This is a genomic window from Gemmatimonadaceae bacterium, assembly GCA_020846935.1.
Taxonomy (GTDB): Bacteria; Gemmatimonadota; Gemmatimonadetes; order Gemmatimonadales; family Gemmatimonadaceae; genus RBC101.
Genome location: JADLCY010000011.1, coordinates 232129 through 258619, shown reverse-complemented (window position 1 = coordinate 258619; position 26491 = coordinate 232129). Strand labels below are relative to the sequence as shown.

The 26491-nt window shown below is 67.3% G+C and carries 23 protein-coding genes and 1 other RNA gene; 22 read left to right on the top strand and 2 right to left on the bottom strand.

The features are described from left to right. Nucleotides 1–25 precede the first annotated feature (25 nt). On the bottom strand, nucleotides 26–424 hold the full coding sequence (locus IT361_13645; protein ID MCC6318719.1) for a hypothetical protein: 399 nt from the start codon (nucleotides 422–424) through the stop codon (nucleotides 26–28). Between the two features lie 299 nt (nucleotides 425–723). Here IT361_13645 and IT361_13640 point away from each other — a divergent pair, with 299 nt between their 5' ends. From IT361_13640 to IT361_13535, 22 genes are all read left to right on the top strand, one after another. Next, complete coding sequence (locus IT361_13640; protein ID MCC6318718.1) at nucleotides 724–1302, top strand: DUF2911 domain-containing protein; 579 nt, start codon at nucleotides 724–726, stop codon at nucleotides 1300–1302. 3 nt (nucleotides 1303–1305) lie between these two features. After that, nucleotides 1306–2418 carry a transaldolase gene (gene tal, locus IT361_13635; GenBank protein MCC6318717.1) on the top strand — a complete coding sequence of 371 codons (1113 nt, stop codon included), beginning with the start codon at nucleotides 1306–1308 and terminating at the stop codon, nucleotides 2416–2418. Between the two features lie 92 nt (nucleotides 2419–2510). Then, nucleotides 2511–3905, top strand: coding sequence for a pyruvate kinase (pyk, locus tag IT361_13630; GenBank protein ID MCC6318716.1), 1395 nt, complete (start codon nucleotides 2511–2513; stop codon nucleotides 3903–3905). 64 nt (nucleotides 3906–3969) lie between these two features. Further along, nucleotides 3970–4650: a hypothetical protein gene (locus IT361_13625; GenBank protein MCC6318715.1), complete on the top strand. Its 681-nt coding sequence runs from the start codon at nucleotides 3970–3972 to the stop codon at nucleotides 4648–4650. A gap of 75 nt (nucleotides 4651–4725) precedes the next feature. Next, complete coding sequence (locus IT361_13620) at nucleotides 4726–5508, top strand: MBL fold metallo-hydrolase (GenBank protein ID MCC6318714.1); 783 nt, start codon at nucleotides 4726–4728, stop codon at nucleotides 5506–5508. Between the two features lie 36 nt (nucleotides 5509–5544). Next, complete coding sequence (locus IT361_13615; protein MCC6318713.1) at nucleotides 5545–6924, top strand: glucose-6-phosphate isomerase; 1380 nt, start codon at nucleotides 5545–5547, stop codon at nucleotides 6922–6924. Nucleotides 6925–7002: 78 nt separating this feature from the next. Further along, nucleotides 7003–8421 carry a class II fructose-bisphosphate aldolase gene (locus tag IT361_13610; protein MCC6318712.1) on the top strand — a complete coding sequence of 473 codons (1419 nt, stop codon included), beginning with the start codon at nucleotides 7003–7005 and terminating at the stop codon, nucleotides 8419–8421. 33 nt (nucleotides 8422–8454) lie between these two features. Then, the gene (locus IT361_13605) at nucleotides 8455–9417 is read left to right on the top strand and encodes a YihY/virulence factor BrkB family protein (GenBank protein MCC6318711.1); all 963 of its coding nucleotides are present in this window, start codon (nucleotides 8455–8457) and stop codon (nucleotides 9415–9417) included. A gap of 129 nt (nucleotides 9418–9546) precedes the next feature. Further along, the gene (locus IT361_13600) at nucleotides 9547–10623 is read left to right on the top strand and encodes an aminotransferase class I/II-fold pyridoxal phosphate-dependent enzyme (protein ID MCC6318710.1); all 1077 of its coding nucleotides are present in this window, start codon (nucleotides 9547–9549) and stop codon (nucleotides 10621–10623) included. Between the two features lie 203 nt (nucleotides 10624–10826). Beyond that, nucleotides 10827–10923, top strand: an RNA gene (gene ffs / locus IT361_13595) — signal recognition particle sRNA small type. 153 nt (nucleotides 10924–11076) lie between these two features. Further along, on the top strand, nucleotides 11077–13143 hold the full coding sequence (gene dnaX, locus IT361_13590) for a DNA polymerase III subunit gamma/tau (GenBank protein ID MCC6318709.1): 2067 nt from the start codon (nucleotides 11077–11079) through the stop codon (nucleotides 13141–13143). Between the two features lie 105 nt (nucleotides 13144–13248). Then, the gene (locus IT361_13585) at nucleotides 13249–13578 is read left to right on the top strand and encodes a YbaB/EbfC family nucleoid-associated protein (protein ID MCC6318708.1); all 330 of its coding nucleotides are present in this window, start codon (nucleotides 13249–13251) and stop codon (nucleotides 13576–13578) included. A 4-nt stretch (nucleotides 13579–13582) separates the two neighbouring features. Continuing rightward, complete coding sequence (recR, locus tag IT361_13580; protein ID MCC6318707.1) at nucleotides 13583–14173, top strand: recombination protein RecR; 591 nt, start codon at nucleotides 13583–13585, stop codon at nucleotides 14171–14173. A gap of 37 nt (nucleotides 14174–14210) precedes the next feature. Then, on the top strand, nucleotides 14211–14702 hold the full coding sequence (locus IT361_13575; protein MCC6318706.1) for a roadblock/LC7 domain-containing protein: 492 nt from the start codon (nucleotides 14211–14213) through the stop codon (nucleotides 14700–14702). Nucleotides 14703–14723: 21 nt separating this feature from the next. Next, a complete protein-coding gene (locus tag IT361_13570; protein MCC6318705.1) occupies nucleotides 14724–15401 on the top strand; it encodes a gliding-motility protein MglA in 678 nt (225 codons plus the stop codon). A 17-nt stretch (nucleotides 15402–15418) separates the two neighbouring features. Beyond that, nucleotides 15419–16141 (top strand): CDP-alcohol phosphatidyltransferase family protein, encoded by a 723-nt coding sequence (locus IT361_13565; protein MCC6318704.1) that lies wholly within the window; start codon nucleotides 15419–15421, stop codon nucleotides 16139–16141. Nucleotides 16142–16199: 58 nt separating this feature from the next. After that, entirely contained in the window at nucleotides 16200–17540 is a 1341-nt protein-coding gene (locus IT361_13560; protein ID MCC6318703.1) for a competence/damage-inducible protein A, read from the top strand. Nucleotides 17541–17659: 119 nt separating this feature from the next. Next, nucleotides 17660–18193, top strand: a complete 534-nt coding sequence (locus tag IT361_13555) for a nucleotide exchange factor GrpE (GenBank protein ID MCC6318702.1) — start codon at nucleotides 17660–17662, stop codon at nucleotides 18191–18193. A 17-nt stretch (nucleotides 18194–18210) separates the two neighbouring features. After that, the gene (locus tag IT361_13550) at nucleotides 18211–19350 is read left to right on the top strand and encodes a J domain-containing protein (protein MCC6318701.1); all 1140 of its coding nucleotides are present in this window, start codon (nucleotides 18211–18213) and stop codon (nucleotides 19348–19350) included. A 212-nt stretch (nucleotides 19351–19562) separates the two neighbouring features. Continuing rightward, nucleotides 19563–20582: a glycerophosphodiester phosphodiesterase gene (locus IT361_13545; protein ID MCC6318700.1), complete on the top strand. Its 1020-nt coding sequence runs from the start codon at nucleotides 19563–19565 to the stop codon at nucleotides 20580–20582. Nucleotides 20583–20861: 279 nt separating this feature from the next. Beyond that, nucleotides 20862–23948 carry a SusC/RagA family TonB-linked outer membrane protein gene (locus tag IT361_13540; protein ID MCC6318699.1) on the top strand — a complete coding sequence of 1029 codons (3087 nt, stop codon included), beginning with the start codon at nucleotides 20862–20864 and terminating at the stop codon, nucleotides 23946–23948. A 34-nt stretch (nucleotides 23949–23982) separates the two neighbouring features. Further along, entirely contained in the window at nucleotides 23983–25305 is a 1323-nt protein-coding gene (locus IT361_13535) for a hypothetical protein (protein ID MCC6318698.1), read from the top strand. 88 nt (nucleotides 25306–25393) lie between these two features. On the opposite strand, the gene mnmA is transcribed toward IT361_13535, so the two are convergent. Next, a complete protein-coding gene (mnmA, locus tag IT361_13530; protein MCC6318697.1) occupies nucleotides 25394–26470 on the bottom strand; it encodes a tRNA 2-thiouridine(34) synthase MnmA in 1077 nt (358 codons plus the stop codon). Nucleotides 26471–26491 lie beyond the last annotated feature (21 nt).

The following is a 26491-nucleotide window of genomic DNA, read 5'->3' as shown; positions in this document are numbered from 1 at the left end:
TCAGGACGCGCGGGCGCTGCGGCCGCTAGAGCTCTCGGGTCACCCTGGCGCCCCATGGGCAGAACTGCCGCACCGAGCCGAGCCAGTACGCGAGGTCGGCGCTCACCATGCTCGGCCGGCCGTCGCACAGCTCGATCGCCAGATCCGCCGTCGTCGCGCTCTGCGTCGTCAGGTGCCACGCCCACGGCGCGTTGAATCCGCCATGCCCGGCTGCCAGCGTGCCGATCACCACCCCGCGCGTGCCGCTCTGCAAGCGCGCGCGCATCGCCTCCGCCTGCGCCTGCGTCGCGACGGCAACCACGAACTTCTCGCCCGACACCTCGACCTCGAAGCGCGCCAACGCACCGGGTTGGTTGGTGGCGGTGCTCTCGCTGCACGCATGCGCTGCGAGGACGAGGGCAATCGCCAACGCGAACCGGACCATGGGAACCTCCATTCAGGATCGAACAGCCACCAGACTCTGCGGCCCTGCGGTACGGACACCACGGGCGGCCAATCGCCCTGAACGAACGGAGTTGGACTCGACCCTCCACCATACGCGCGCCGCGCCCAACCGGTCCGTCTTGCCTGGCGACGAATCCGGCCGAACCCGATTCGATCGCCCCATCGGGGTGCTCCTGGTCGCGCAAATCCCACAGGCGAGTGCACGTGCGGTTGCCCGGCTCCCGATCACCCGGGCAGATTTCGTGATCGACTGCACGTCCACTCCTTCCGGACCGCTCCGTGAGACTCCACGCCGCGATTCTCGCTCCGATCGTTTTTTTCGCTGGCGCCGTCGGTGCCCAGTCCACCCTGAGATCGGCGCCGAGCACCCGCGCAACGGTCGAGGTTGCCCTCTCGACGCCGCGTCCGCAGGGCGCCACGGGTGCCGCTCCGGCGCCCCACGTATTGCGCATCGAATACGGGCAGCCGCACGCCCGTGGCCGCACGGTGGCGGGCGCGCTCCCCGATGACCTCAACAAGATCTGGCGGCTTGGCGCCAACACGTCGACGACGCTCAAGACCGACGTCGACCTGGTCATTGGTGGCACGGTGGTCCCCAAGGGTCTCTACTCGCTGTACGCGGAAACGTCGGCTCAGGGACCGTGGAAGCTCATCATCAACACCAACACGGGACAGTGGGGCACCGAATACGTCGCCGAGCGCGATCACGCTCGCGTGCCACTCACCGGCAAGACGCTCGCGACGCCGGTCGAGTCGCTGTCGATCACCCTCGTTCCCGGCGCCGAAGGCGCACCACGCGGCGACCTCCGCATCATGTGGGGCACGCGCGAGTTCACGACCACCTGGGCGGTACGGTAGACCATGACTCAACGAATGCGCATGCTCCACGAGGCCGGACAATCCGTCTGGCTGGACTTCATTGACCGCCGCATGCTGGTGGACGGCTCGCTGGCGCGTGCGATTCGCGAAGACGGACTGCGGGGGATGACATCCAACCCGACCATCTTCGAGAAGGCCCTGGCCGAGGGCACGGCGTACGATGCGCAGATCGCCGCGATTCCCGCGACGGCGACCGCGTGGGAGGTCTTCGAGCAGCTCGAGACCGATGATGTACGCCATGCCTGCGACATCTTTGCCGACGTGTACCGGGAGTCGCAGGGGGCCGACGGCTATGTCTCCATCGAGGTGTCACCGGGCGTCGCTCATCACGCCGAAGACACCGTCGAAGAAGCGCGTCGACTGTGGCGCGCCGTGGACCGTCCCAACGTGATGGTCAAGGTGCCGGGCACCGCCGAGGGTGCCAAGGCCGTTCGCCAGCTCACGAGCGAAGGCATCAACGTCAACATCACGCTCCTCTTCGCCATCAGCGCCCACGATCGGGTCATCGAGGCGTACCTGAGCGGGCTCGAGGATCGCGTGGCGGCGGGCCAGCCGATCGATCATCTCGCGTCGGTCGCATCATTCTTCGTGAGCCGCGTCGACAGCGAGATCGACAAGCGCCTCGACGCGCGCGGCGACGCGGTGGCGTCGCTCCGGGGGCAGGCGGCGATCGCCAACGCAAAGCTCGCCTACCGACTCTTCACCGAGCGGTTCTCTGGTGCGCGATGGGAGCGCCTGCGCGCGCTCGGTGCCCGCGTGCAACGGCCGCTGTGGGCGAGCACCAGCACCAAGAACCCGGCATATCGCGACGTGGTCTACGTCGAGGCCCTCATCGGCCCGCACACGATCAACACGATGCCGCCCGCCACGATCGATGCCTTCCGTGACCACGGCGTCACCGAACGCACGGTGGATCGTGGGGTCGCCGAGGCCGAAGGCGTCATCAGCGAACTGGCTCGCATCGGCATTCCCATCGACGAGGTGACGGCCAAACTGCTCGCGGACGGTCTCACGTCGTTCCAGAAGTCGTTCGACGGCCTCGTGGCCGGCATCGAGCGCAAGCGCGCCGCGTTAGGCGCGAGTCGCGTGGCCTGAAGCATCCGTGATGCTGGGGGCGACTATGCGCCCGCAGCATCCGGCCAGCCAACGCGCCCCCAACGCCCCCACCTGCCAACGTGTCATCGCACATCCCGAGGACCAAGGTCGTCTGCACGCTGGGCCCGGCCACCGCGACGCCAGAGGCCATCGGCGCCCTGATGGACGCCGGCCTCAACGTCGCCCGCATCAACTTTTCGCACGGGACGCACGAACAGCACGCCGAACGCATCCAGCTCGTCCGCGAGCAGGCGAAGCTGCGCGGACGACCGGTCGCGATTCTCGGCGACCTCCAGGGCCCGCGCATCAGGATCGGGAACCTCGATGCGCCGATCGTGGTGGCCAGCGGCCAGGATCTCGTGCTCGCGTACGAGGACCTGCGCGTCGCCGGTGAGATTCCGGTCACCTACGACGCGCTGGCCGCCGACGTGCACGCCGGCGATCGCATCCTCGTGGACGATGGCCTGATAGAACTCGTGGTCATGGACGTGGTCGAGCACCGAGTGCACGTGCGCGTCGTCTACGGTGGTCCGATCAAGAGCCACAAGGGACTCAACCTCCCCGGCGTTGCCGTCTCGGCGCCGTCGATCACCGAGAAAGACCGCGCCGACGTGGCCTTCGCGATCGAGCACGGCGTCGACTACCTCGCACTGAGCTTTGTCCGCCGCGCCGAGGACATTGCGATGCTGCGCGCGCTGCTGCCGAAGGGCATGCTCATTGTCGCGAAGATCGAGAAGGACACGGCGCTCGCACAGATCGACGCGATCATGCGCGCGACGGATGCGGTGATGGTCGCGCGCGGCGACCTGGGTGTGGAGCTGCCGTTCGAGGAGGTGCCGCTCGTCCAGAAGCGTATCATCCGTCTGGCGAACGTCATGGGGCGCCCGGTGATCACGGCGACGCAGATGCTGGAGTCGATGATCCAGAATCCACGTCCCACGCGCGCCGAGGGGAGCGACGTGGCGAACGCGATCCTCGACGGGACCGATGCCGTCATGCTCTCGGCGGAAACGGCCTCCGGTTCGTACCCACGGCTCGCGGTGCAGGCGATGCAGCGCATCATCGCCGAGATCGAGCAGCACCCCGCCGCGCGTCCGGAAGAGCGCCGGCTCGCGCCCGGCTCGGTGACCACCGAAGAGACGATCGCGGCCGCCACCGCCACGGCGGTACGACTGCTGGGCGCGCCACTCGTGATCGTCTTCACCAAGAGCGGCTTCAGCGCGCGCATCGTCGCGGCGCATCGTCCCGGCGTCCCGATCCTCGTGCTCACCGATGTGGAGCGCACCTATCGGCAGATGGCGCTGGTCTGGGGCGTGATTCCCGTGCTCGTGGAGCGTAGCGAGACCTATGCGGAGATGTATGCGAAGGCGCGCGTGGCGCTGCTCGAACACGGCCTCGCCCGCGAGGGTGATCGCGTCATCGTGACGGCCGGCGTGCCCTTCGATGTCCCCGGGACGACCAACCTGATGAAGGTGGAGCTGGTCTGACCGCTCCGGATTGACGCACCCCTCGCCGGTCTGCTTCCCCGGCCTGACTCTCACACCACGAGGTATGCGGTTCCCAGCGCTCTCGCGACCCGTCAAGGCGTTCTTCGCCGCCGACATCCTGGTCAGCATTCCTTATGTGGTGAACCGCCTCGTCGGTCAGCCCTTCGCCAAGATCAACCGACTTGTCGACCTCGACGACGAAGCGAACCTGCCGTCGTGGTATTCATCGATGCAATGGGCGGTCGTTGCCGGCCTGCTCGCGTTCGTTGCGTATCGGCAGCGCAAGCGGGGGGCGGCGTCGGCCATCCCGCTTGCGATCACGTCGGCGATCTTCATGGCGCTTTCGCTCGACGAGATCGCGCAGGTGCATGAAAAGCTCTCGATCGGCGTGAGCGGCAAGGTTGGGCAGGGGCAGGGCGAGTTCAAGACGCTGTGGCTGCCGGCGCTCGGGATTCCGGTGCTGATCGTGATCGGTGTCGCGGCACGACGCGCGAAGGCGGCGTTCGATGCGGTCCCCGGCGCGCTCCAGGCCTTCGGCATAGGGCTGCTCGTCTTTGCCCTCGGCGCGTTCGGCATCGAGCCGGTCGTCAGCCTCGGCATCCATGCGAAGCTCGGGCCCGCCTTCGTGTGGCTGGAGGAGACGATGGAAATGCTCGGCGTCACCTTCATCCTGTGGGGCGCCTTTGCCCTGGCGACCTCCGAAGGCCTCCTCGCGTTCGAGGACCGGGCTGGCCCAACGGCGTGACGCACGTGCCCTGACACCGGGGCTGCGGTTGGGGGTAGCTTCCGACTCGACCCCGTTTCCGCTGTCCGCGCCCTCGTGAAGCTCACGTTCCTCGGTACCGGCACCAGTTTCGGCGTTCCCCAGATCGGGTGTCGCTGTGAAGTGTGTCGCTCTCCGGATCCGCGGGATCGTCGCACGCGGTGTGGCGCCGTCATCGAGACCGACGGTGGCACGCGGCTCCTCATCGACACCCCGCCCGAGTTGCGGCTGCAACTGGTGGCCGCAGGGGTCGATCGCGTCGACGCGGTGTTGTTCACGCACGATCACGCCGATCACATTCATGGCGTGGACGACATTCGGGCCTTCACCGTGCGTCGCGACTCGCCACTGCCGATGTATGGACCGGCAGACACGCTCGATCGGCTCGGTCGCCGGTTTCCCTACATCTTCGACGAGCGGCTGCGTCCGCTGCCCGGGACGTCAAAGCCGGAGGGATCGGCGCGTCCCCTGCGCGACGGCGAAGTCGTGACGATTGGCGATGCGGTCGTCGAGCCGATCGCCGTGCCCCACGGCCTCGTGACCGTGTTCGGGTACCGCATCGGGCCCATCGCCTACGTCACCGATGCCAAGTCGGTGCCACCGGCCGCGGTCGAGCGACTGCGCGGCGTGGAGGTGCTCGTGCTCAATGCGCTGTTTCGCACGGAGCATCCGACGCATCTCTCGCTCGCCCAGGCGGTCGCCGTGGCGCACGACGTCGGGGCGCCACGCACATACCTCACGCACCTGACGCACCAGAACTTTCACGCCGACCTCGAGGCCGAGTTGCCCCGGGGGATCGCCCCGGCGTTTGATGGTCTCATCGTCCGCACGGATGCCTGACCTTCATCACCGCCACGACCATCCACCTGCCTGCCGATGCTGACGCTCGACTACACGTTCATGCTCGCCGACGCCGTGGCCGGCGGCGTCGTCGTCGACCGCTGGGCCGCGTCCGCCGACGCGTTCGCGGCGGCACACGCGGCCGTCGACGTGCGGCGGCGCAGCGGAGAGTTGGGGTTCTTCGACCTGCCTGATGATGCAGGGCTCCAGCGTCAGGTGAGCGACTTCGTGGCACGCACGCGCGGACGGTATCGCGACGTGGTGCTCCTCGGCATCGGCGGATCTGCGCTCGGCCCGACCGCGCTGCGCAATGCCCTGCGTCCGCCACAATGGAACACGCTCGACGACGCGGCGCGCGACGACTGGCCACGCCTGCACGTGCTCGACAATGTCGATCCGGTCACCATCGACGCGGTGCTTGCCAGGGTCACGCTGGCGACCACCCTGTTCGTCGTGATCTCCAAGTCGGGGGGGACGGCGGAGACCATGGCGCAGTATCTCGTGGTGCGCGATCGCCTCGTCCGCGCGGCGCTGCCGCTCGAGGCGCACCTCGTGTTCGTCACGGACCCGACCAAAGGTGCGCTGCGCCCGATCGCAAACGCCGAGGGGATTCCGGCGCTCGACATCCCGGGCAATATCGGCGGACGCTTCAGCGTGCTCTCGCCGGTGGGTACGCTCCCAGCGGCCCTGATCGGCATCGACGTCGCCGCGCTGCTCGCGGGCGCTGGTGACATGGTGCGGCGGACGGACAGCTCCGTGCTCACCGCCAACCCCGCGGCCACGTTTGGGGTGTTGCAGTGGCTCGCGGACACGACGGCGGGCAAACCGATCCAGGTACTCATGCCCTACGCCGACCCGCTCCGCGATGTCGCGGCGTGGTTCGTGCAACTCTGGGCCGAGAGCCTGGGCAAGCAGCATCCGGACGGTCGTCACGTCGGTCCGACGCCGGTGCCCGCGCTCGGCGCCACTGATCAGCACAGCCAGGTGCAGCTCTTCATGGAAGGCCCGCGCGACAAGACGGTGACGTTTCTGGCGGTGGCCACGCCGTCCGTGGACGTGACCATTCCCTCCATCCATGCCGAGGTACCCGACCTGGCTTATCTTGGCGGCCACTCATTGTGGGAGCTGCTCAACACCGAGCGACGGGCGACCGCGGGGGCGTTGGCTTCGCGTGGTCGACCGAGCGCAACGATCGAGATCGATCGCGTCGACGCCTGGCACGTGGGCGCGGTCATGATGTTCCTTGAAATCGCGACGGCGTACGCCGGCGCCCTCTACGGGATCAACGCGTTCGACCAGCCCGGCGTGGAGCTCGGCAAGCAGTTCACGTACGGCATGATGGGCCGGCCCGGCTTCGATCGTTCGCGTCAGGCGTTCGAGGCGCTGCCGCAACCGTCGCCTGACCGCCGCGTCTGACTCCTCCGGCCGCTCCGCCGGAGGAGTAGCTTTCGGCACGTTTCCTTCCACGATCGATCAGCACCGGTATCTCTCCTCATGACCGCTACCAACGCACACGCCGCCTTCGGTGACGCCATCACCCGCGTCGATTCTCGCGTCACCGTTCACGACGAGGCGGTCCTGCGCTCCGATCGCATGGACGCCCTGGTGCGCGAAGCCGTGTTCGGCGAAGGGTCGGCCAGGGACTACGCCCGTTGGCTGATCTGGGAGATCGGCCAGGCGGTCGGCGTGCGCCCGGCATCCATTCATGACTTGTACCTCGCGCGCGGCCGTGGCGAGGTGGGTGGCTTCACCGTGCCGGCGATCAATGTGCGCGGCGCCGCATACGACACGGCACGCGCCATCTTCCGCGTCGCGATCGAACAGAAGGCCGGAGCGTTCCTGCTCGAGATCGCGCGCTCCGAGATCGCCTATACCGACCAGCGACCGAGCGAATACGTCGCGGTCATGCTTGGCGCCGCGCTGCGCGAGGGATTCCGTGGCCCGGTGTTCATCCAGGGCGACCACTTCCAGGTGAACCACAAGAAGTATGCGGCCGATCCGGTCACGGAAGTCGACAACGTGAAGAAGCTCGCCACTGAGGCCATCGAGGCCGGCTTCTACAACATCGATGTCGACACCTCCACCCTGGTGGACCTGTCCCGTGCCACGCTCGCCGAGCAGCAGCGGCTGAACTACGACGAGTGCGCGGCAATCACCACGTTCATTCGCGGGATCGAGCCCAGGGGCGTGACCGTGTCGGTCGGCGGCGAGATCGGCGAAGTCGGCACCGAGAACTCCACGGTGCCGGAACTCCGTGCGTTCATGGACGGGTTCAACGCGGCGCTTGCCCGTTTGCAACCCGGTGCCGCAGGACTGTCCAAGATCTCCGTGCAGTCGGGCACCTCGCACGGGGGCGTCGTGCTTGCCGACGGGTCGATCGCCGACGTGAAGCTCGACCTGAACACGCTCCAGGAACTCTCGAAGATCGCGCGCGACGACTACGGCCTCTCGGGTGCCGTGCAGCACGGTGCGTCGACCCTGCCTGATGACGCCTTCCATCACTTCCCGCGTACCGAAACGGCCGAAATCCACCTCGCGACCAACTTCCAGAACATGCTGTACGACCACCTGCCGTCCGCGCTCCGGGACGAGATCTACGGCTGGTTGCGCGAGAACGCGAAGGACGAGCGCAAGGCGACGGACTCCGACGAGCAGTTCTTCTACAAGACGCGCAAGAAGGCCCTCGGACCGTTCAAGCGCCGGTTGTGGGATCTGCCACCTGACGTGAAGGCGGCGCTGGCCAAGGCGTACGATGCCAAGTTCGGGTTCCTGTTCCGGCAACTTGCGGTTGGAGGTACGCAGGCCGCGGTTCGCCGGACGGTCAAACCGCTGGCCGTCCATCGTCCGATGCCTGGTACCCCGGGCGCGATCGTGGTCGAGGCCGCGCCCGACGACGCCTCGCTCAGCGACTAGGCCCGCGGGGATCGCCGCGCCCGGCCCGGTCGCATGTCGGTCCCCGTGGATGCTCCGTCGCCACGCACGCGCGCACACACGGTCGTGACGCGTGCGCGTCGCGCGATCGTGGCCTTCGCTGCGGCGCTCGGCGACTACGTCCGGCGTGTGTGGCTCTCGAGCGGCGAGGATCGCATCTTCTTCCTCGCCGGCGGCATCGCGTTCAACCTCATGCTCGCTGCCGTGCCGTTCGTTCTGCTGCTCATCGCGGGACTCACGGTCGTGCTCGGCCTGTCGACCGATGCCTCGGTCTCCGAGGTGATCGCACTGGCCGACCGCTTTCTGCCGCCGCACCTGGAATCCGCCAACGCGCCGCTGCATCGGTTCATCACCGACGTGGTCGCGTCGCGACGCTCGATTGGCGCCTGGGGGCTCGTGGTTTACATCTGGGCGTCGACCCGGTTGTTCGGGTCGCTCCGCACGGTGCTCGCCGACATCTTCGACATCGAGACCGAGCGTGGCGTCCTCATTGGCAAGTGGTTCGACGTGCGCATCACCGTGTATTCGTCGATCCTGTTGCTCGTCTGGATCGCGCTCAGCCTCTACCTCGCCGTGGCCCGCACGCGGGGGCTCAACGCGTTGATGGCGGTGGGCCTGCGGCAGGACGTAATGGGCGCCGTGGAGTACGCGATCGGGCGCGCGATCGCATTCGCCTTCGTCGTGCTGATCTTCTTCTCGCTCTACAAGGTGTTGCCCAACCGCAAGATTCGCTGGCGTCAGGCGATGGTGGGCGCGCTATCCTCGGCGGTTCTGCTCGAACTTGCCCGGAATGCCTGGACCGCGGTCACACGATCCTTTGACCCGGGTTCGGTGTACACGGGCACGCTGTACGCGCTCATCTCGGTCGTGTTCTGGGTCTACTACGCGTCGATGATCTTTGTGCTTGGGGGCGAGGTGGCGCAGGCGCAGGAACTCCGGCGGGTCAGGCGGCTCCAGCGCGCACGTTTCGACGTCTGACGCGCGCACGGTCCGCGTTCGAGACCGTGGGATGGTGGAATTCTTCGTGACGGAACCGCCGCACGATCCTAGATTGGAGGGCACGAATCGGCCGGTTCAGGCCGCCATGATGCCTCCGCTCCCCCCGCCGTGATCGATATTCGTTCCGATACCGTCACTCGGCCCTCGCCCGGCATGCGTCAGGCGATCGCGACCGCCGAGGTCGGCGATGACTATCTCGACGGCGATCCAACGACCCGGCGCCTCGAGGTACGCGTCGCCGAGCTGCTCGGTAAGGAAAAGGGGTTGTTCTTCCCCAGCGGCACCATGGCCAACCAGACCGCCGTGTGGACGCTGAGCGAACCGGGCACGGAGGTCTACGCGGATCTCAACGCACATCTCGTAGATCGCGAGATGGTGGCCGCGGCCGTGATCGCTGGCGTGCAGATGCGGACGGTGCAGGGCGAGGGACCCATGATGGACTCCGGATCCCTCGAGCGTGTCTTTCGGCCGGCCTCGCCGTTCTCGCCCCGCGCATCGCTGGTTTGCCTCGAGAACACCCACAACGGCGCCGGTGGTCTGGTCACGCCGCTCGCAGGCATCAAGGCGATGCACGATGTGGCGCGGGCCAAGGGATGCGCCGTGTTTCTTGACGGCGCCCGGCTCTGGAATGCGTCGGCCGCGACCGGAACGTCGCTGCGCGACTTCGCGCGCTACGCGGACCTCGTCATGGTCTCGTTTGCGAAGGGCCTGGGCGCTCCAGCCGGTGCTGCACTGGTTGGCGACGAAGAGCTGATCGACCGCGCCAACGAACACCGCAAGCGACTGGGCGGTGTGATGCGACAGAGCGGAATCCTCGCCGCCGGTGCGCTCTACGGCCTCGAGCACAACGTCGGCCGCCTCTCCGAAGATCACGCCAACGCCGCGCGCTTCGCCGAAAAGGTCGACCACGCCATTGCGGCCACGGTGGTTCCGCCGGAAACGAACATCGTGATGATCGACCTCGCGCCAGGACTCAGTGCACACGACGTGGCACGGCGCGCCCGGGAGGACGGCGTGCTGGTCGGGGCGTGGACCCCATCGCGCGTGCGTGCCGTGCTGCACCTCGATGCACGCGGTGAAGATGTCGATCGCGCGGGCGAGGTGGTGCTGTCGGCGCTCGACGAGTCCTGGCGTGCGCTCGGCGACACGTCGGAATGGCCCGCCCAGTCCAGCGGGCGGGCGTAAACTCGGCCGTGGGGGCGAGGGTGAGCGCCGGGTACCGCAGTGGGTGCTCCAGCGAGTCGACTGGCGACGTCGCCGTGGAAAACGGCCGCGCCGAAGGAGTGGGTCGGGGTGCACTGCCGACGGGCGCACGCGGGCGATCACGTGCTCAGCACCGGCGCGTGCGGGTAGCCCCATCCGGCGCGGTGCGCTACACTTCCCGGTGCTCCAGGTCCCGGAGGGCGTAAGCGCGCCAACCCCGTGAGGACCCCGAAGGTAGCAGCGGTACGCGATGTCTCGCGTTGCTTCGTCAGACCTGGAGTATTGCGCGGGGGTTGATCGCCGACGACGGCATCGCCCCCGCGCGTTTTGTTTCCTTACGACGCCGGCCCCCTTGCTGTGCGCGGCTGCGGCCCCCAGCATGCGAGGTCGAGCGGTATCGGTCCCGCCACTGTTCTTCCAGCCCCTGCCTCGACCTTGATCGCCCTCGCCCGCAAGTACCGTCCAAAGAGCTTCGATACCGTGGCCGTGCAGTCCCACGTCGCGGCCACGCTCAAGGGAGCCATTGCCCGGGGGCGCGTGGCGCACGGCTACCTGCTCTGCGGCCCGCGCGGCGTCGGCAAGACCACGCTGGCGCGCGTCCTTGCGATGGCCCTCAACTGCGAGAACAAGCGCGCCGACGGCGAACCGTGTGGCACGTGCCAGTCCTGCGAGCGCATCTGGACCGGCTCGGCGAGTCTCGACGTCGTGGAAATCGACGCCGCCTCCAACCGCGGCGTCGACGACGCACGCGAGTTGCGCGAACGCGCGATGTACGCCCCATCCGGCGACGACCGCTACAAGGTCTACATCGTCGACGAGGCGCACATGCTCACACGCGAGGCGTGGAACGCGTTGCTCAAGATCCTCGAGGAGCCGCCGCCGCGCGTCGTGTTTGTCTTCGCCACGACCGAGCCGCAGAAGATCACCCAGCTCGCCGCCCCCGTGCTGTCGAGGCTCCAGCGCTTTGACTTCCGGCGCATGAGCGCCGGCGATGTCCGGGATCGCCTGCGCCTGGTGCTCGCTGATGAGGGCATCACGGCCAGCGAAGATGCGTTGTCCATCATCGCACGCGCGGCGGACGGCTCGATGCGGGACGGCCTTTCGTTGACCGACCAGGTGCTCGCGTTAGGCGATGGCGAAGTCACCTCGGCGCGTGTGCGCGAGGCCCTTGGTCTGGTGCCCGAAGACGAGTATATCGGTCTCCTCGACCTCATCGCCGAGCGGCGGGCCGGCGACGTCTTCGACGTCGTGTCGCGCCTCGTGGAGATGGGAATCGATCTCGGCCAGTTCCTCACCGGGCTCAGCGACATGCTCCGGGCACAGCTCGCCGTCAGCCTCGGCTCGCGCACGGTCGAGGTGAGTGAAGAGGCGCTGAAGGCGCTCGAAGACCGCAAGTCCCGATACCCGTCGGGCGACCTCCTGCGCATGCTCACGGCGGTTGCCGAGCTCGAACCCAAGTTCCGAAAGAGCGGTCAGCAACAGATCCTGCTCGAGGCGTTGCTCGTGCGCTTTGCGCTGCTTGATCGCACGGTGGACCTCGAAGCCGTGCTGCGCGAGATGGGTCCCGGTGGCGGCGGTGGTGGCGGTGGTGCGACGGCGAGCCGCAATCCAGCGCCTTCACCGCGACCGTCCGCTCCCCCCGACCGACCCTCGGCTCCGCCCGAGCGACCAACGACCCCACCCGCGCGACTCTCGTCCGCACCCGAGCGACCGACGGCTGGCGCCGAGCGACTCTCGTCCGCACCCGAGCGACCGACGGCTGGCGCCGAGCGACTCTCGTCCGCACCCGAGCGACCGACGGCTGGCGCCGAGCGACTCTCGTCCGCACCCGAGCGACCGACGGCTGCCAGCGAGCGCCTCTCGATTCCGCCCGGGCGGCCGTCGACTCCCCCGGAGCGACCGGTGCGCGCCGAGGGCCCGGGTAGTCGTGACGCTGCCGCCCCCATGCCGCGTGTAACCGAACCGGTTCCGCGGGCGCTCTCCGATTCCCAGCCCGGGGCCACGGACGCCCGAGGGTCCGCCGGCGGACGGATGGCGGTAGCCGAGCCGGTGCCGCGGCGGGTGGCGCCGGTCCAGTCCCAGGCCACGCAACCTGCATCCCATCCCTCCGGCAGGGCCGCCGCGCCGCTGGACATCAACGCCATCGTGGAGGCGTGGGACGACATCGTCGCCGGCTTGCGGCGAGACCGTCCGCTTGTCGCTTCGTTGCTCGAACATGCGGTTCCAGTGGCGGTGACGGCCGGAGGGCTGCTCACCCTGCAGCTCGACCAGCCCGGACTTCACGAGGGCGCGGCGTCGCGCATCGCCGACCTGACCGGCGCGCTCGTTCCGGGCATCGCCGGAATCACGAGGGTCGCGATCAAGCCCCCAGCCAGTGACGCGCGACCGTCCCCAAAGCGCATGACCGCAGAAAGCGTCAAGGCGGATACGTTGCAGTCGTTGCGCAAGAAGAGTCCGATGCTCGCCGACGCGATCGACGCGCTGGACCTCGAGCTACTTTAGGAAGGCGCACCAGCGGGTCCGAACCCGCGCGCCGACCGTTCGATGACGGCGCCGTGCGTACGCGCTTCCCGCCTCCCTGCGTCCCCATTTCGATCATCCGTCCCCATGGCCGACATCTTCAAGATCCTCCAGCAGGCGCAACAGGTGCAGAGCCGCATGGAGCAGATGCAGGAAGAACTTGCGAAGCTCACGGTCACCGGATCGGCGGGGGGCGGCATGGTGAGCGTCGAATGCGATGGCAAGGGGAACGTCAGGAAGGTCAAGCTCGACCCATCAACGGTGAATCCGGCGGACGTTGAGATGCTCGAGGACCTGATCGTGGTGGCGATGACCGAGGCTCAGAAGAAGGCCGCCGAGATCGCGAAGGAGACGGCGCAAGCCGAGATGGGCAAGTTGACCGGCGGGATGAACCTGCCGTTCAAGCTGCCGTTCTGAACGTATGTCGGCCATCGACGACCTGGCCAACGAACTGGCAAAGCTCCCCGGCGTGGGACGCAAGACCGCGCTTCGCCTCACCTACCACCTGCTCAAGCAGCCACCCGAACGCAGTCGGCGGCTGGCGCATGCCCTGGAAGTGCTGACGGAGCGCGTCCACCCCTGCCGGGCGTGCCACAATCTCACCGAAGATCCCGAATGTGCGATCTGCCGGGACCCAAGACGTGACCGAACCATGATTTGCGCCGTCGAAGAAGCGGCAGATATCGGCGCAATCGAGCGGGCGGGGGAGTTTCGTGGCCTGTATCACGTTCTCGGCGGGCGGATCTCGCCGCTGGACGGGGTGGGTCCCGAACATCTCTCGTTTCGGGATCTCGAACGGCGGATCACTGCCGGGGGCGTGGTGGAAGTGATCGTGGCGACCAACCCGAGCGTGGAAGGGGAGGCCACGGCGCTGTACCTGCAGCAGCTGCTGGCGCCGCTGCCGGTGAGGGTGAGTCGGATCGCGCGCGGGTTGCCGATGGGCGGCGACCTCGAGTACGCAGACGGAGTCACGATCGCGCAGGCCCTGGCAGCGCGGCGCGACATGCGGTGATGGCGCTCCCGGTGCCGGGAGCCTAACGAATTGACGAATGCATCCTGGAGCGACGAGCTGGTCCCTGAGCGAAGCCGACAACGCGGCCATCGGACAGCAGTTGCAGCGGTTCCTCCTCGACTGCAACGCGCGCTGCGCGCTGGTTGTGGATCGAAGCGGCCAGCTGATCACCACCGGCGGCGACCGGCCGGCCTTTGACGTGACCGCGTTCGCCACGCTCGCGGCCGCTGATTTCTCGGCCAATGACCAGTTGGCGCGCCTGATCGGTGAGCGCGACTTCAACACACTGTTTCACCAGGGGGAGCGCGAGTCGATGCTCCTGGCCGACGTCGCGCGCCGCGCGATCCTGGTGGTACTCTTCGACAACCGCACTACCCTGGGGATGGTCCGACTGAAGATGCGAGGCGTCGTCGAGGAACTGAATCGCCTGTTCGAGCGGATGTTCGCGGGCTCGGCCACCCGCCACGCGGGGCACGCGCCCGCGCTGCTCGGCGATGTGGATGACGAGATCGATCGTCTCTTCCAGTAGTCGGGACGCGAGGGGACGACGATGTCGATGATCAACTACGCGTCACGCGAGATCAACTGCAAGATCGTGTATTACGGGCCGGGGCTCGGTGGCAAGACCACCAACCTCGAGCACGTCTACCAGAAGGTCGCGCCCTCGACGCGCGGCAAGCTGATCTCGCTCGCCACCGAATCCGAGCGCACGCTCTTCTTCGACTTTCTCCCGGTCGACCTCGGGACCATTCGCGGCTTCAAGACGCGGTTCCATCTCTACACGGTGCCGGGGCAGGTCTACTACAACGCCAGCCGCAAGCTCATCCTCAAGGGAGTGGACGGCATCGTCTTCGTGGCCGATTCCCAGGTCGACCGCATGGAGGCAAACCTGGAGTCGATGCAGAACCTGTACGACAACATGAGCGAATACGGGTACGACCTGACCCGCATGCCGTTCGTGATCCAGTACAACAAGCGCGACCTGCCCAACGCGGCCACGCTGGCCGAACTCCAGGCATCTCTGAATCCAGGCTGGGAAGTCACCGAGCCGGCTCGGCAACGAAACACGCCTGACGTGTATCACGCGGGCACGTACCTTGTAGAACAGGTGGCCACGGGAGAGTGGGTCGAACGCGCCACGCATTTCGAGGCGGTCGCGGTGACCGGTGATGGGGTCTTCGATACATTGAAGGCGGTCTCCAAACTCGTCCTGAAAGCCCTGTCCTGACGCCTTACCGTCCGGCCATGAATCTGCCGAACGCCATTACGATGAGTCGAATCGCCGCGACGCCACTGATCGCGGCACTGATCGTCAACGCCGGATGGATGCCGCGCCTCTCGGCCTGGCTCCTGTTCGTTGCCGCTGCCGTCACCGACTACTTCGACGGCAAGCTGGCACGGGACCGAAACCTCGTCACCAACCTCGGGAAGATCCTCGACCCGCTGGCCGACAAGCTCCTGCTCGTCGCCACGCTTCTCCCGATGTACTGGCTCACGCGCGACGTCGATTTCGTGACTACCGCGCCGGTCGCCAGCTGGGCCGCCGCGGGCACCGTGGGCCCGGTCATGCACGGCGCCCGCATTTCCTGGCCGTTCGTCACCCCGCTGGGCCTGATTGGCCTGCCGTTCTGGATCGTCGCCATCGTGCTCGGCCGCGAGGTCTTCATGACCGTCTTCCGCGAATACGCCAAGCGGCGCGGTGTGATCATCGCGGCAATCGGCCCCGCCAAGTGGAAGACCGCCTTCCAGCTGATCTGGGTGGGCGCGGCGTTCTTCTGGTTCTTTGCGGCCTCCGCCGCAGCAGAACACCGCTGGAACAACGACGCGTGGCACGCCTTTGCTTACTTCAACGGCATCGTGGGCACCGTCTCCATGCTCATCGCCGTGGGCCTGACCCTCTACTCCCTCTGGCTCTATCTGCAGCGCTACGGGAACCTCTTCCTGGGAGATCGGAGCGCACGAAGCTGAAGGGTCGGTCACGACGAGATCAGGGCGGAGCGCTTGAAGCGCTTCGCCCTATTGCTTTATGTCCACGCCTTACGGCGTGCGAGGTGACCTTGTGGTCGCCACGTCGCCCGGCCCTCCGCCCGATCCGAACGTGGAAATCGTCACCATCGGCGACGAGCTGTTGTTAGGCCTGACCGTCGACACCAACGGCGCGTGGCTCGCGCGCGAACTCGCGCACCTCGGGGTCTCCGTGGCACGCCGTGGATCAGTGGGCGACAACGCCGACGACATCACAAGCGCCGTCGGTGAAGCGCTGGCGCGCTCCGGGGCCGTCATCACCACGGGAGGGCTGGGGCCCACCGCCGACGATCTCACCAAGCCGGCCATCGCTGCGATCTTCGGGCGCGACCTCTATTTCGACGAGGTGCAGTGGGAACGCCTTCGCGAGATCTGGCGGTCGCGCGGTCGGGCCGGCGAGCCACCCGAGGCAAACAAGCAACAGATGATGCTGCCCCGAGGCTGCACCGTGCTCGTCAATCGGCATGGAAGCGCGCCGGGCATCTTCCTCGAGGATGCGGACGGTCGATGGGTCGCCATGCTGCCTGGTGTGCCCCGGGAGATGCGAGGGCTGTGGGTCGATGAGCTCGAGCCACTCGTGAGGCGGCGACTTCCGCCCAACGCGGAACCGATCCGCTCGCTTGTGGTGCGCACGACCGGGATCGCCGAGTCCGCCCTTCCGGCCCGTTTGGGCGACGCGGCCCAGGGGATCGACGGGCTCGCGCTGGCGTACCTGCCCGGTCAGGAGGGCGTCGACCTCCGCCTGACGAGTCGTCACCGGTCGGCGGCCGTCGCTGAGGTCGCGCTTCGGGCCGGAGCCGACCTGCTCAGGCGTCGCATTGGTTCCCCCGTGTATGCAGAAGGCGCCACCGATCTCGCCGAGGTGGTGCTCGAGCGCTGCCGTGCCCTCGGCCGAACGCTCGCCGTCGCCGAGAGCTGCACGGGGGGCCTGCTTGGCGCTCGGCTCACGGCGATTCCCGGATCGAGCGATGTGTTCCTGGGCGGCTTGATCACCTATGCCAATCAGGCGAAGGAGACACTGGCCGGCGTCACGCCCGAAATGCTGGAGAACGTGGGCGCCGTGTCACGGGAGGTGGCTGAGGCGATGGCGCGTGCCGCTCGCGAACGGTTGGGAGCGTCCATCGGCATCGGCATCACCGGCATCGCCGGCCCGGGCGGAGGGACGCCTGCCAAGCCGGTGGGCCTCGTCTGGATCGCCCTGGTCGATGACGGCGCCCCCCTCTCCCTCGGGGGCCAGATGATCGGCGACCGGCAGGAGATTCGGTTTCGGGCCACGCAGACTGCGTTGGACATGATCCGGAGGCGCCTGGCGCCAGCCGCGGAGGAAGGGAGCCCCGCGTAGCCAGCCTCTCGACGGGCCGTTGTTTCCGCTCAAGTCACAGTGGAGATTTGAGTTGCGCCTTTGGGCCAGCCCGACACGGGGTCGAAACCCTCGCGCGCTCACGTGAGTAATCCTGAGACATGCCTGAACACGATCCTATCCAAGAGCCCGACACTTCGGGGGGGGCGCCGGCCGACGGCGCCCCAGGCGTCGAGACGTCCCGTGAAGACTGGCAGCGAGCCCTGGACGAGCAGCGCGACAAGCATCTGCGGCTCGCCGCCGAGTACGACAATTTCCGCAAGCGCGCCGTGCGCGAGCGGCAGGAGGCCGGCTGGCGCGCGCAAGGCGACCTGGTGAGCGGGCTTCTCGAGATGATCGACGACGTCGCTCGGTTTGCCCACGTGGACCCCGACTCCACCGACGCACGCACCGTGGTCGAAGGGGTGGCCATGGTTGAGAAGAAGCTGCTCAAGGCCCTGGGCGGGCACGGGCTCGAAGTGGTGAATCCGGTGGATCACCCTTTCGACCCCAATCATCATGAGGCCGTGAGCACGGAGCCCGCGGAATCGCCGGAGATGGACCACGTCGTTTCACGCGTGTTCCAGCCGGGCTACGTCTTTCGTGGCCAGCTGCTGCGGCCCGCGCGCGTCGCCGTCCGTCAGTGGGCCGAGTGAGGGGCCGTTAGGCAGCGATGGCGCAGAGCAAGGACTACTACGCCGTCCTCGGCGTGTCGTCGACGGCGGCAGCCGACGACATCAAGAAGCAATATCGCCGGCTGGCCAAGAAGTATCATCCTGACGCGAACCCCAACGATCCAAAGGCGGCGGAGCGTTTCAAGGAGATCTCCGAGGCGTATCAGGTGGTCGGCGATGCGGAGAAGCGGAAGCAGTACGACGACATGCGGCGCCTCGGTGCTTTCAGTGGTTTCCCGGGAGCGGGCGGCAGCGCCGGACCACGTCCTCGCCCGGGCGCGACGAGCGGCGCCGGTGGGGCGACGTCGGGTTCGACGCGCTACCAGGACTTCGACATCGGCGGCCTCGGGGGACTCGGCGATCTGTTCAGCTCGATGTTCGGTGGCGGCAAGGGGGGCCCGAGAGGTCGCGCCGCCGAACAGGGCCAGACCATCGAAACCACGCTCGAGATCCCGTTCCGTACCGCGGCCGCCGGGGGCAAGGTGCCGATCGAGATCGACGTCAACGAAGACTGCGATACGTGCAAGGGCACCGGCGCCGCGCCTGGCGCGACGATCAAGATGTGTCCTGAATGCAATGGCCGCGGCGTCGTGTCGTTTGGTCAGGGTGGCTTTGCCGTCAATCGCCCGTGCCCCATGTGCGCCGGCCGTGGCCAGGTGCCCACCGAGCGTTGCACCACGTGCAGTGGCTCCGGCGAGGTGCGCCGTCGCAAGGGCGTGCTCGTGACGATTCCGGCGGGTGCGGACACCGGTACGAAGATCCGACTCAAGGGGCAGGGCGCCAAGGGTTCGAACGGTGGCCCGGCGGGCGACCTCGACATCACGCTGTTGGTGCAGGCCGATCGGTTCTATCGCCGCGACGGCAACGACCTGGTGGCCGAGGTTCCGCTCAACCTTGCGCAGGCCACGCTCGGGACGCGCATCACGGTGCGCACGCTCGATGGCAAGAAGGTGACGCTGAAGATTCCCGCCGGCACTGACAGCGGACGCCGTTTTCGCGTGCGTGGGCAGGGGATCGAAAAGGATGGCCAGAAAGGCGACCTCATCGTCGAGGCGACGATCACGGTGCCTGACGAGTTGACCGAGGAGCAGGAGAAGCTGTTCCGCGCATTTGCCGAATCGGTGGGCATGAAGTCGTAGCGAGGTGCCGTGGCCGGAACGGTTTTCGTGCTGGCCGCGGTCGGAGTACCAGCGTTCTCCACGGGTATTGGCGGTCGCTGGGCGCAGCCGCTCTGACGAGGACGTGGCCGTGGTCACGATATGGACCCAGTGTCTCGAGGCACGTGCATCTCCCTGATGATTGCATCCGGCGACGCCACCGCGCTCCGCGATTCGCCGTGCGATGCGGCGCGATGCTCCTCCTGCTGGCCGCGTGTGCGCGTCCCGCGTCGGAGGTCGCCCGGGTGACCTCGGTGATGCGCGGACCACTTGTGATTGCGCACCGTGGGGCGAGTGGCCACCTGCCCGAGCACACCCTCGAGGCCTACGATCTCGCCATCTCGCAGGGCGCCGACTACATCGAGCCCGACCTCGTGAGCACGAAGGACGGCGTGCTCGTGGCGCGTCACGAGAACGAGATCTCCGGCACGACCGACGTGGCCACGCGCTTCCCCGAGCGGCGACGCACGATCATGGTCGACGGCGACGCCGTCACCGGATGGTTTGTCGAGGATCTCACGCTCGACGAACTCCGGACCCTGCGGGCACGGGAGCGACTCGCCACGCGATCGCACGCGAATGACGGACGCTTCAGCGTGCCGACGTTCGACGACGTGCTGGCACTCCTGCGCCGGCGCGAGCGCGAGACCGGCCGCACGATTGGCGTCTATCCCGAGACCAAGCACCCGACCTACTTCCGATCGATCGGGCTGCCGCTCGAAGAGCGCCTGCTGGAGGATCTGGCCCGCCACGGATTCCACGAACGCGACCACGAGGTGTTCATCCAGTCGTTCGAGAGCGGCAACCTTCGCGCGCTGCGTGCGCGTACATCGATTCGCCTGATCCAGTTGATCGACAAGGGTGGCCTGCCGGCCGATCGTGTGGCGGCGGGCGACGGGCGCACCGTCGCCGAGTTCGTCTCGGCGGCATCGCTGCGCGAGATCGCTGGCTATGCGTTTGGCGTTGGCGTACACAAGGAACTCGTGCAGCCCGTGGACGATCGCGGCGCACTCGCCGCGCCCACCACGCTCGTGCAGGATGCGCACGCGGCTGGCCTCGCCGTGCACGTGTGGACGCTGCGCTCCGACGCGCCGTTCCTTCCTGCGGCGTACGCAGGCGATGCGTCCGCGGAATGGCGGCGCTTCATGGCGCTGGGCGTCGATGGCATGTTCGGCGACTTCCCGATCGAGGGAGTGACAGCGCGCCGCCGTTGATTGCGGTTCCACGCGTCGGCAAGGACGAGTTCGGCTGCGCGTGAGGCATTCCACCACTCCAGAGCTCGTCAGCGTTTACCCCTCACGGATCGTGGCGGCGCGTCGCCACGCGTTGCACCGTGATGAGCGGATCCGAGGTGCTCCGCACGTGATGCGCACGCCGCAGCAGAACGCCTGCGCAACGCGTTATGCACTCGTCAGGCACGACAGCACGCATGGTCGTGGTCCCGGCATGTGCACGCAGCACATGGATTCGCACGACCTTCACATGGAGGCACAGTGTCCACGTCTGTCCTACGTCGATGGTCCTGCCGCGCCGCGGTGGCGACCACAGTTCTGCTCGGGGTGACATCGGCACTCCGGGCGCAGGCCATTGGATCGATCACCGGTCGCGTCACCGATTCCGATGGGTCCGGCCCGGTAAACGCGGCGCAGGTCGTCGTCGTCGGCACGCGACTCGGTGCGGCGACGTCGCTCAATGGTGAGTATCGCATCACGGGAGTGCCCGCGGGGGCACACGAGGTGCGCGTGGTGCGCATCGGGTACACGCCGGTGCAGCAGCAGGTGACCGTGACGGCCGATGGGTCGGTAACGCTCGACTTCACGATGACGAAGGCGGCGACGCGGCTCCAGGAGGTCGTGACGACAGCAACGGGACAGATGGAGCGAAAGTCGTTCGGGAACGTGGTGGCCACGATCAAAACGGATTCGATCGCGGCAGTTGCACCGGTCACGACGGTGAACGAGCTGCTCCAGGCCCGTACGCCGGGTGTCCAGGTGATCCAGGGCTCCGGCCAGACCGGCACGTCCTCCTCGATTCGCATCCGCGGCACGAGTTCGCTCAGTCTCACCAACGAGCCATTGATCGTGGTCGATGGCGTCCGATTCGACAACGGTGCGGCGCCAGGCAACACGTCGACGCAGCGCATCAATCGCTTCTCGGGCATCAATCCCGAGGAGATCGAATCCATGGACGTGATCAAGGGTCCATCGGCGGCGGCGCTTTACGGCACGGCCGCTGCGAACGGCGTCGTAGTCATTCGCACGCGTCGTGGCCGCGCCGGGCGCACGCAGTGGACCGCGCAGGGTGAATACGGACTCGTCGATCAGCCCGCGACCTTCGATGACAACTGGCGCAGCTGGGGCCAGAGCATCAACGCCGCGGGCCAGCGCATCGGCGCGCCCAACATCCAGTGTCGCATCGCGAACTTCGCGGCCAGGACGTGCGTGATCGACTCGCTCTCCAGGAACAATCCGCTGGGAGACGCCGGCACCTCACCGTATACGCAAAAACCTCGCTACGTGGGCGGCCTGCAGGCCTCGGGCGGGACCGACCTCCTTCGCTTCTTCGTGGCCGGCGAACGTGAGATCGAGACGGGTCCTTACGAAATGCCCTCGAGCGAGGTGCGGCGTCTGACGACGGAACGCGGCAAGGCGCCGACCGAACGCCAGATCAATCCGAACCACCTGGAACAGAACACGCTTCGGGCGAACATGCAGCTCGCGCTCGCGCAGAACATGACGCTCGACGTGTCGACCGGCTACACGTATCGCGAACTGTATACTCCGTTCGATGGCGGCTTCTTTGCCGGCCTGACGTTCCAGGGCATGACGGGGCCGGGCTGGAAGAATGCCACCAACGGATATCAGCGCGAGTTTGTCGGCGACATCTTCTCCATCGAGCAAAAGCTCACCGACAACCGCCTGGTCGGTTCGGCGGCGTGGAACTACACGCCGCGCTCCTGGCTGCAGTTCCGTGCGACGACCGGGCTCGATCAGGACCACTCGTACAACCATCGCCAGAATCTGCGCGGCGAGGGTCCACGAGCCGCCCAGGCATGGGGGCCCAACCCGCTGGAAGGCGGAAAGTTCTACGATCGATCGAACACGTCACGCTTCACCGTGGACCTCGGCAGTACGGCGACGCTCGACGTCACACCCACGCTGAACTCGCGAACCACCGTCGGACTGCAGTGGTTCAAGGACGAGCAGTATCAGGGTCAGGGGCAGGGGTACAACCTCCCGCCGGGCGCCACCACGACAAACTCAGCCGGGCTGGTGCGATCCTTCGAGTTCACGACGGAGAACGCGACATACGGTGCGTTCGTGGAGGAGCAGCTTGGCCTCCGGGACCGCCTGTTTCTCACCTTTGGACTGCGTACCGACCAGAACTCGGCGTTCGGCCGCAGCGTTGGCAACACGATCTACCCGCGAGCCGCAGGCTCGTACGTGCTGAGCGAAGAGCCGTGGTACAAGCCGGTGCTCGGGATCTCGCGCGCGAGGGTCCGCGTCGCCTACGGAAAGGCCGGCGTACAGCCGGGAACCACGGCGGCCATCCAGTTCCTCAATGCCTCGACCTTCCCGGCCGACAACGGCGAACTGCCCGGCCTGAGGTTGACCTCGATCGGCAATGCGCTGCTCAAGCCTGAGGTCACCACGGAACTCGAGGGCGGGTTCGATCTCGGCCTCTTCTCGGATCGGATCAACGTCGAAGCCACCTACTTCCGCAAGCGCTCCAAAGACGCACTCTTTGCCAAGCCACTGCCGCCGTCCTACGGCGCCGGCACTACGCAGTGGGTAAACCTCGCCGCCGTCGAGAACAAGGGCTTCGAGCTCACGATCGACGCGAACATCGTTCAGGAGCGGGTATTCAGCTGGAACCTCCGACTGGGTGGCTCGCAGATCAAGAACAAGCTGCTGGACGACGGTGACGTGGCGCTGGGCAGCCCGGTCGGTGCTCGCAACGTGGAGGGTTATCCGCTGTTCGGTCTCTGGGACCGCGAACTCACGGGCTGGAACGACGCCAATGGGGACGGCATCCTCACCGACGCCGAGATCACGGTGGGCGCCGACAAGTACCGCGGATCCACCTTGCCGCAGCGCGAAGCCGGCATGAACAACACGTTCGGCTTCTTCAACAATCGGTTGCGCGTGAATGCCCTGTTCGACTATCGCGGGCAGTTCTGGAACCAGTGGGGCTACTTCAACCAGCGCTGCGTGGGCACCGGCAACTGTCGCGAGGTCAACGACCCGAAGACGCCGCTCGAATGGCAGGCGCGGGCGGTGGCGGCCAACTCGCCGTCCAAGCGCACGGTCTGGGGCACATTCGTGGAGAACGACTTCATCCGCTTCCGCGAGCTGTCCGTCGCCTACCAGGTGCCGGAGCGCCTCACGCAGCAATACCTCAAGAGCCGCAATGTCAGCATCGTCTTCAGCGGTCGAAACCTCGGGGTGCCGTGGACCAAGTACCCGGGCATCGACCCCGAGACCAACAGCTCGGTCCAGAATACGGGCGGTGGCAACAACGACTTCTTCTCGACTCCGCTCCTGCGCTACTGGATCACGCGCGTCAACATCGGCTTCTAACCGCGTCTCCCACGCACCCAACGAGGACACACGCATGACTCGCATGCATCTTTGGACGCGACACGGGCGGACGTTGCTCGCCCTTGGCTTGTCCACGCTGAGCGCCGCTTGCAGCCGCGACGAGCTGCTGGCGGTGAACACGCCCGATCAGATCACGCCAGAAGCCGCCGCCAGCCCAACGGGTGCGGCCGCCCTCCGTGTCTCTGCGCTCGGCAACTTTGCCAACCTCTATTCCGGTGACAACGCCGGCAGCGGCGTCGGCCTCAACATTCTCGGCGGCCTGCTCACCGACGAAATGACGACGCACCGCGGTGGCACCGAACACGCCGATAGCCGCGCGGTCAACGAGAACACGTTTCCGTCGACCGTGTGGACGCTGGTCGGTGGCGCCCAGACCCAGCTGATCCGGGCCCGAAAGGCGCTGGCCCAGTACGGAGCGCCCGGGGCCACCAACAGCACGCAGATGGCCAACCTGCAGGCGCTCGAGGCCTACGTGTACACACTGACGGCCGAGCACTATTGCAACGGTGTGCCGATCGGCAACGCCGACGACGCCAACCCGCAGACGGTGAACCTCACCAATGCCCAGCTCTATTCACGGGCGATTGCATCGTTCGATTCGGCGCTCGCGCTCGCACCGGCCACCGATGCCGCAACGCGCAACCTGATTGCCCTGGGCAAGGCACGCACGCTGCTCAACCAGGGCACCACGCAATACGCCGCGGCCGCCGCTCTCGTGGCCAACGTGCCAACGTCGTATACCTACATGGTGCAGCACTCCCGCACCACGATCGTCAACGACGTGTACGACTGGATGGTCGCGACACCGAACTTCGGCGTGGTCAATCGTGAGGGCGGCAACGGGTTGGATTACCTCTCGTCGGGCGACCCGCGTATCAAGTTCGGTGCGACCCGCCCTGGTCAGGACGGCTCGCCAGCCGTCATGCCCACGAAGTTCCCGGCGGGCGACTCACCAGTGGAACTGGCGAGCGGCATCGAGGCCCGGATGATCCAGGCCGAGGCCGCGCTCGCCGCCGGCGACCTGCCAGGGTACCTGGGCTACCTCAATGCAGCGCGCGCCACGCTCACCGGCCTTGCGCCGCTCACCGATCCGGGCACGCAGACCGATCGCGTCAACACGCTGTTTCGCGAGCGCGCCTTCTGGTTCTGGCTGACGGCACACCGCGTTGGTGACCTGCGAAGGCTCATTCGCCAGTATTCTCGCGGCGCCGAGACCGTGTTTCCGTCGGGGGCGTACTTCAAGGGCGGCACCTACGGGACCGACGTCAACCTCATCCCCTCGAACGCCGAGCGGAACAACTCGGGGTACACTGGGTGCGCTGATCGGAACGCGTAACCGACAGCCTGGCAGCAGAACGGGTGGACGAGTGAAGGCGACTCGTCCACCCGTTGCCATGAGGGTGGCCGTGCGCCGACGACCCTCGTCAGGCAGCCAGGATCGGGAGGGCGCCGCGCACACCTGATGCGCGCGCGATGAACCCGCCACCCAGGACGCGGTCCCCGTCGTACATCACGAGCGACTGACCTGGCGCGATCGCGGCCACGGGCTCGTCCAGCGCAAACTCCACCGTGTCGGCCTCCACCCGAACGATCTCGGCGGGCGCGACCGCCGAGCGATGGCGCACGCGAACCTGCACGTGTGCGCCAACGGGCAGCGGGTCGACGAGCCAGTTCACCTCCTGCGCAACCACGCCACTCCCGAGCAGCGCCGCCCGCGGCCCCACCACGACCGCCCGCGTCTCCGGTCGGATCGCCACCACGTACAGCGGCTCCGGGAAGCCGCCCGGCAGTCCGCGCCGCTGGCCGATCGTGAAGCGGGCGTACCCGTGATGCTCGCCGAGCACTCGCCCGTCGATGTGCAGCACCGGGCCGGGCGACAGCGAGGGCGTGTCAGCACCGAGCCGCTGGGCGATGATGCGCGTGTGATCGCCATCGGGCACGAAACAGATGTCCTGGCTCTCCACCTTTTCCGCCACCACCTCGAGCCCGTGGGCGTGGGCCATTCGCCGCGTCTCGACCTTGGTGAGGTGCCCAACCGGGAGCAGCATGCGGGCGAGCACCGCGCGATCGATGCCCCAGAGGAAATACGTCTGATCCTTGTCCGGGTCGACGCCGCGATGCAGCTCGCCGTTGGCCATCCGCGCGTAGTGCCCCGTCGCGATGTACGGTGCGTCGATCGCGTCGGCCTTGCGCAGCAGGTCGCGGAATTTGGTGAACGTGTTGCAGCGCACGCAGGGAATCGGGGTACGGCCCGCCTCGTACTCCTGCACGAAGTTGTCGACGACGTCCTCGCCAAACCGCGTCTCGAGGTTGAGGACGTAGTGCGGAATGCCAAGCCCCTGGCACACGCGGCGCGCGTCGTTCACCGAATCGAGCGAACAGCACGGCCGGTCGGGCACCTCGTCGCCGTGGCAGAACAGCTTCATCGTGGCGCCGACCACGTCGTACCCCTGCTCGACGAGCAGCGCGGCCGCGACCGAGGAGTCGACCCCCCCTGACATGGCGACCAGCACCCGCGCCGG

Bases quoted from the DNA above. Each gene is read 5' to 3' on its own strand.
- IT361_13645 (MCC6318719.1), bottom strand. From the start codon at position 424: ATGGTCCGGTTCGCGTTGGCGATTGCCCTCGTCCTCGCAGCGCATGCG.
- tal (MCC6318717.1), top strand. From the start codon at position 1,306: ATGACTCAACGAATGCGCATGCTCCACGAGGCCGGACAATCCGTCTGG.
- IT361_13625 (MCC6318715.1), top strand. From the start codon at position 3,970: ATGCGGTTCCCAGCGCTCTCGCGACCCGTCAAGGCGTTCTTCGCCGCC.
- IT361_13615 (MCC6318713.1), top strand. From the start codon at position 5,545: ATGCTGACGCTCGACTACACGTTCATGCTCGCCGACGCCGTGGCCGGC.
- IT361_13610 (MCC6318712.1), top strand. From the start codon at position 7,003: ATGACCGCTACCAACGCACACGCCGCCTTCGGTGACGCCATCACCCGC.
- IT361_13605 (MCC6318711.1), top strand. From the start codon at position 8,455: ATGTCGGTCCCCGTGGATGCTCCGTCGCCACGCACGCGCGCACACACG.
- IT361_13585 (MCC6318708.1), top strand. From the start codon at position 13,249: ATGGCCGACATCTTCAAGATCCTCCAGCAGGCGCAACAGGTGCAGAGC.
- recR (MCC6318707.1), top strand. From the start codon at position 13,583: ATGTCGGCCATCGACGACCTGGCCAACGAACTGGCAAAGCTCCCCGGC.
- IT361_13575 (MCC6318706.1), top strand. From the start codon at position 14,211: ATGCATCCTGGAGCGACGAGCTGGTCCCTGAGCGAAGCCGACAACGCG.
- IT361_13570 (MCC6318705.1), top strand. From the start codon at position 14,724: ATGTCGATGATCAACTACGCGTCACGCGAGATCAACTGCAAGATCGTG.
- IT361_13565 (MCC6318704.1), top strand. From the start codon at position 15,419: ATGAATCTGCCGAACGCCATTACGATGAGTCGAATCGCCGCGACGCCA.
- IT361_13560 (MCC6318703.1), top strand. From the start codon at position 16,200: ATGTCCACGCCTTACGGCGTGCGAGGTGACCTTGTGGTCGCCACGTCG.
- IT361_13555 (MCC6318702.1), top strand. From the start codon at position 17,660: ATGCCTGAACACGATCCTATCCAAGAGCCCGACACTTCGGGGGGGGCG.
- IT361_13550 (MCC6318701.1), top strand. From the start codon at position 18,211: ATGGCGCAGAGCAAGGACTACTACGCCGTCCTCGGCGTGTCGTCGACG.
- IT361_13545 (MCC6318700.1), top strand. From the start codon at position 19,563: ATGCTCCTCCTGCTGGCCGCGTGTGCGCGTCCCGCGTCGGAGGTCGCC.
- IT361_13535 (MCC6318698.1), top strand. From the start codon at position 23,983: ATGACTCGCATGCATCTTTGGACGCGACACGGGCGGACGTTGCTCGCC.
- mnmA (MCC6318697.1), bottom strand. From the start codon at position 26,470: ATGTCAGGGGGGGTCGACTCCTCGGTCGCGGCCGCGCTGCTCGTCGAG.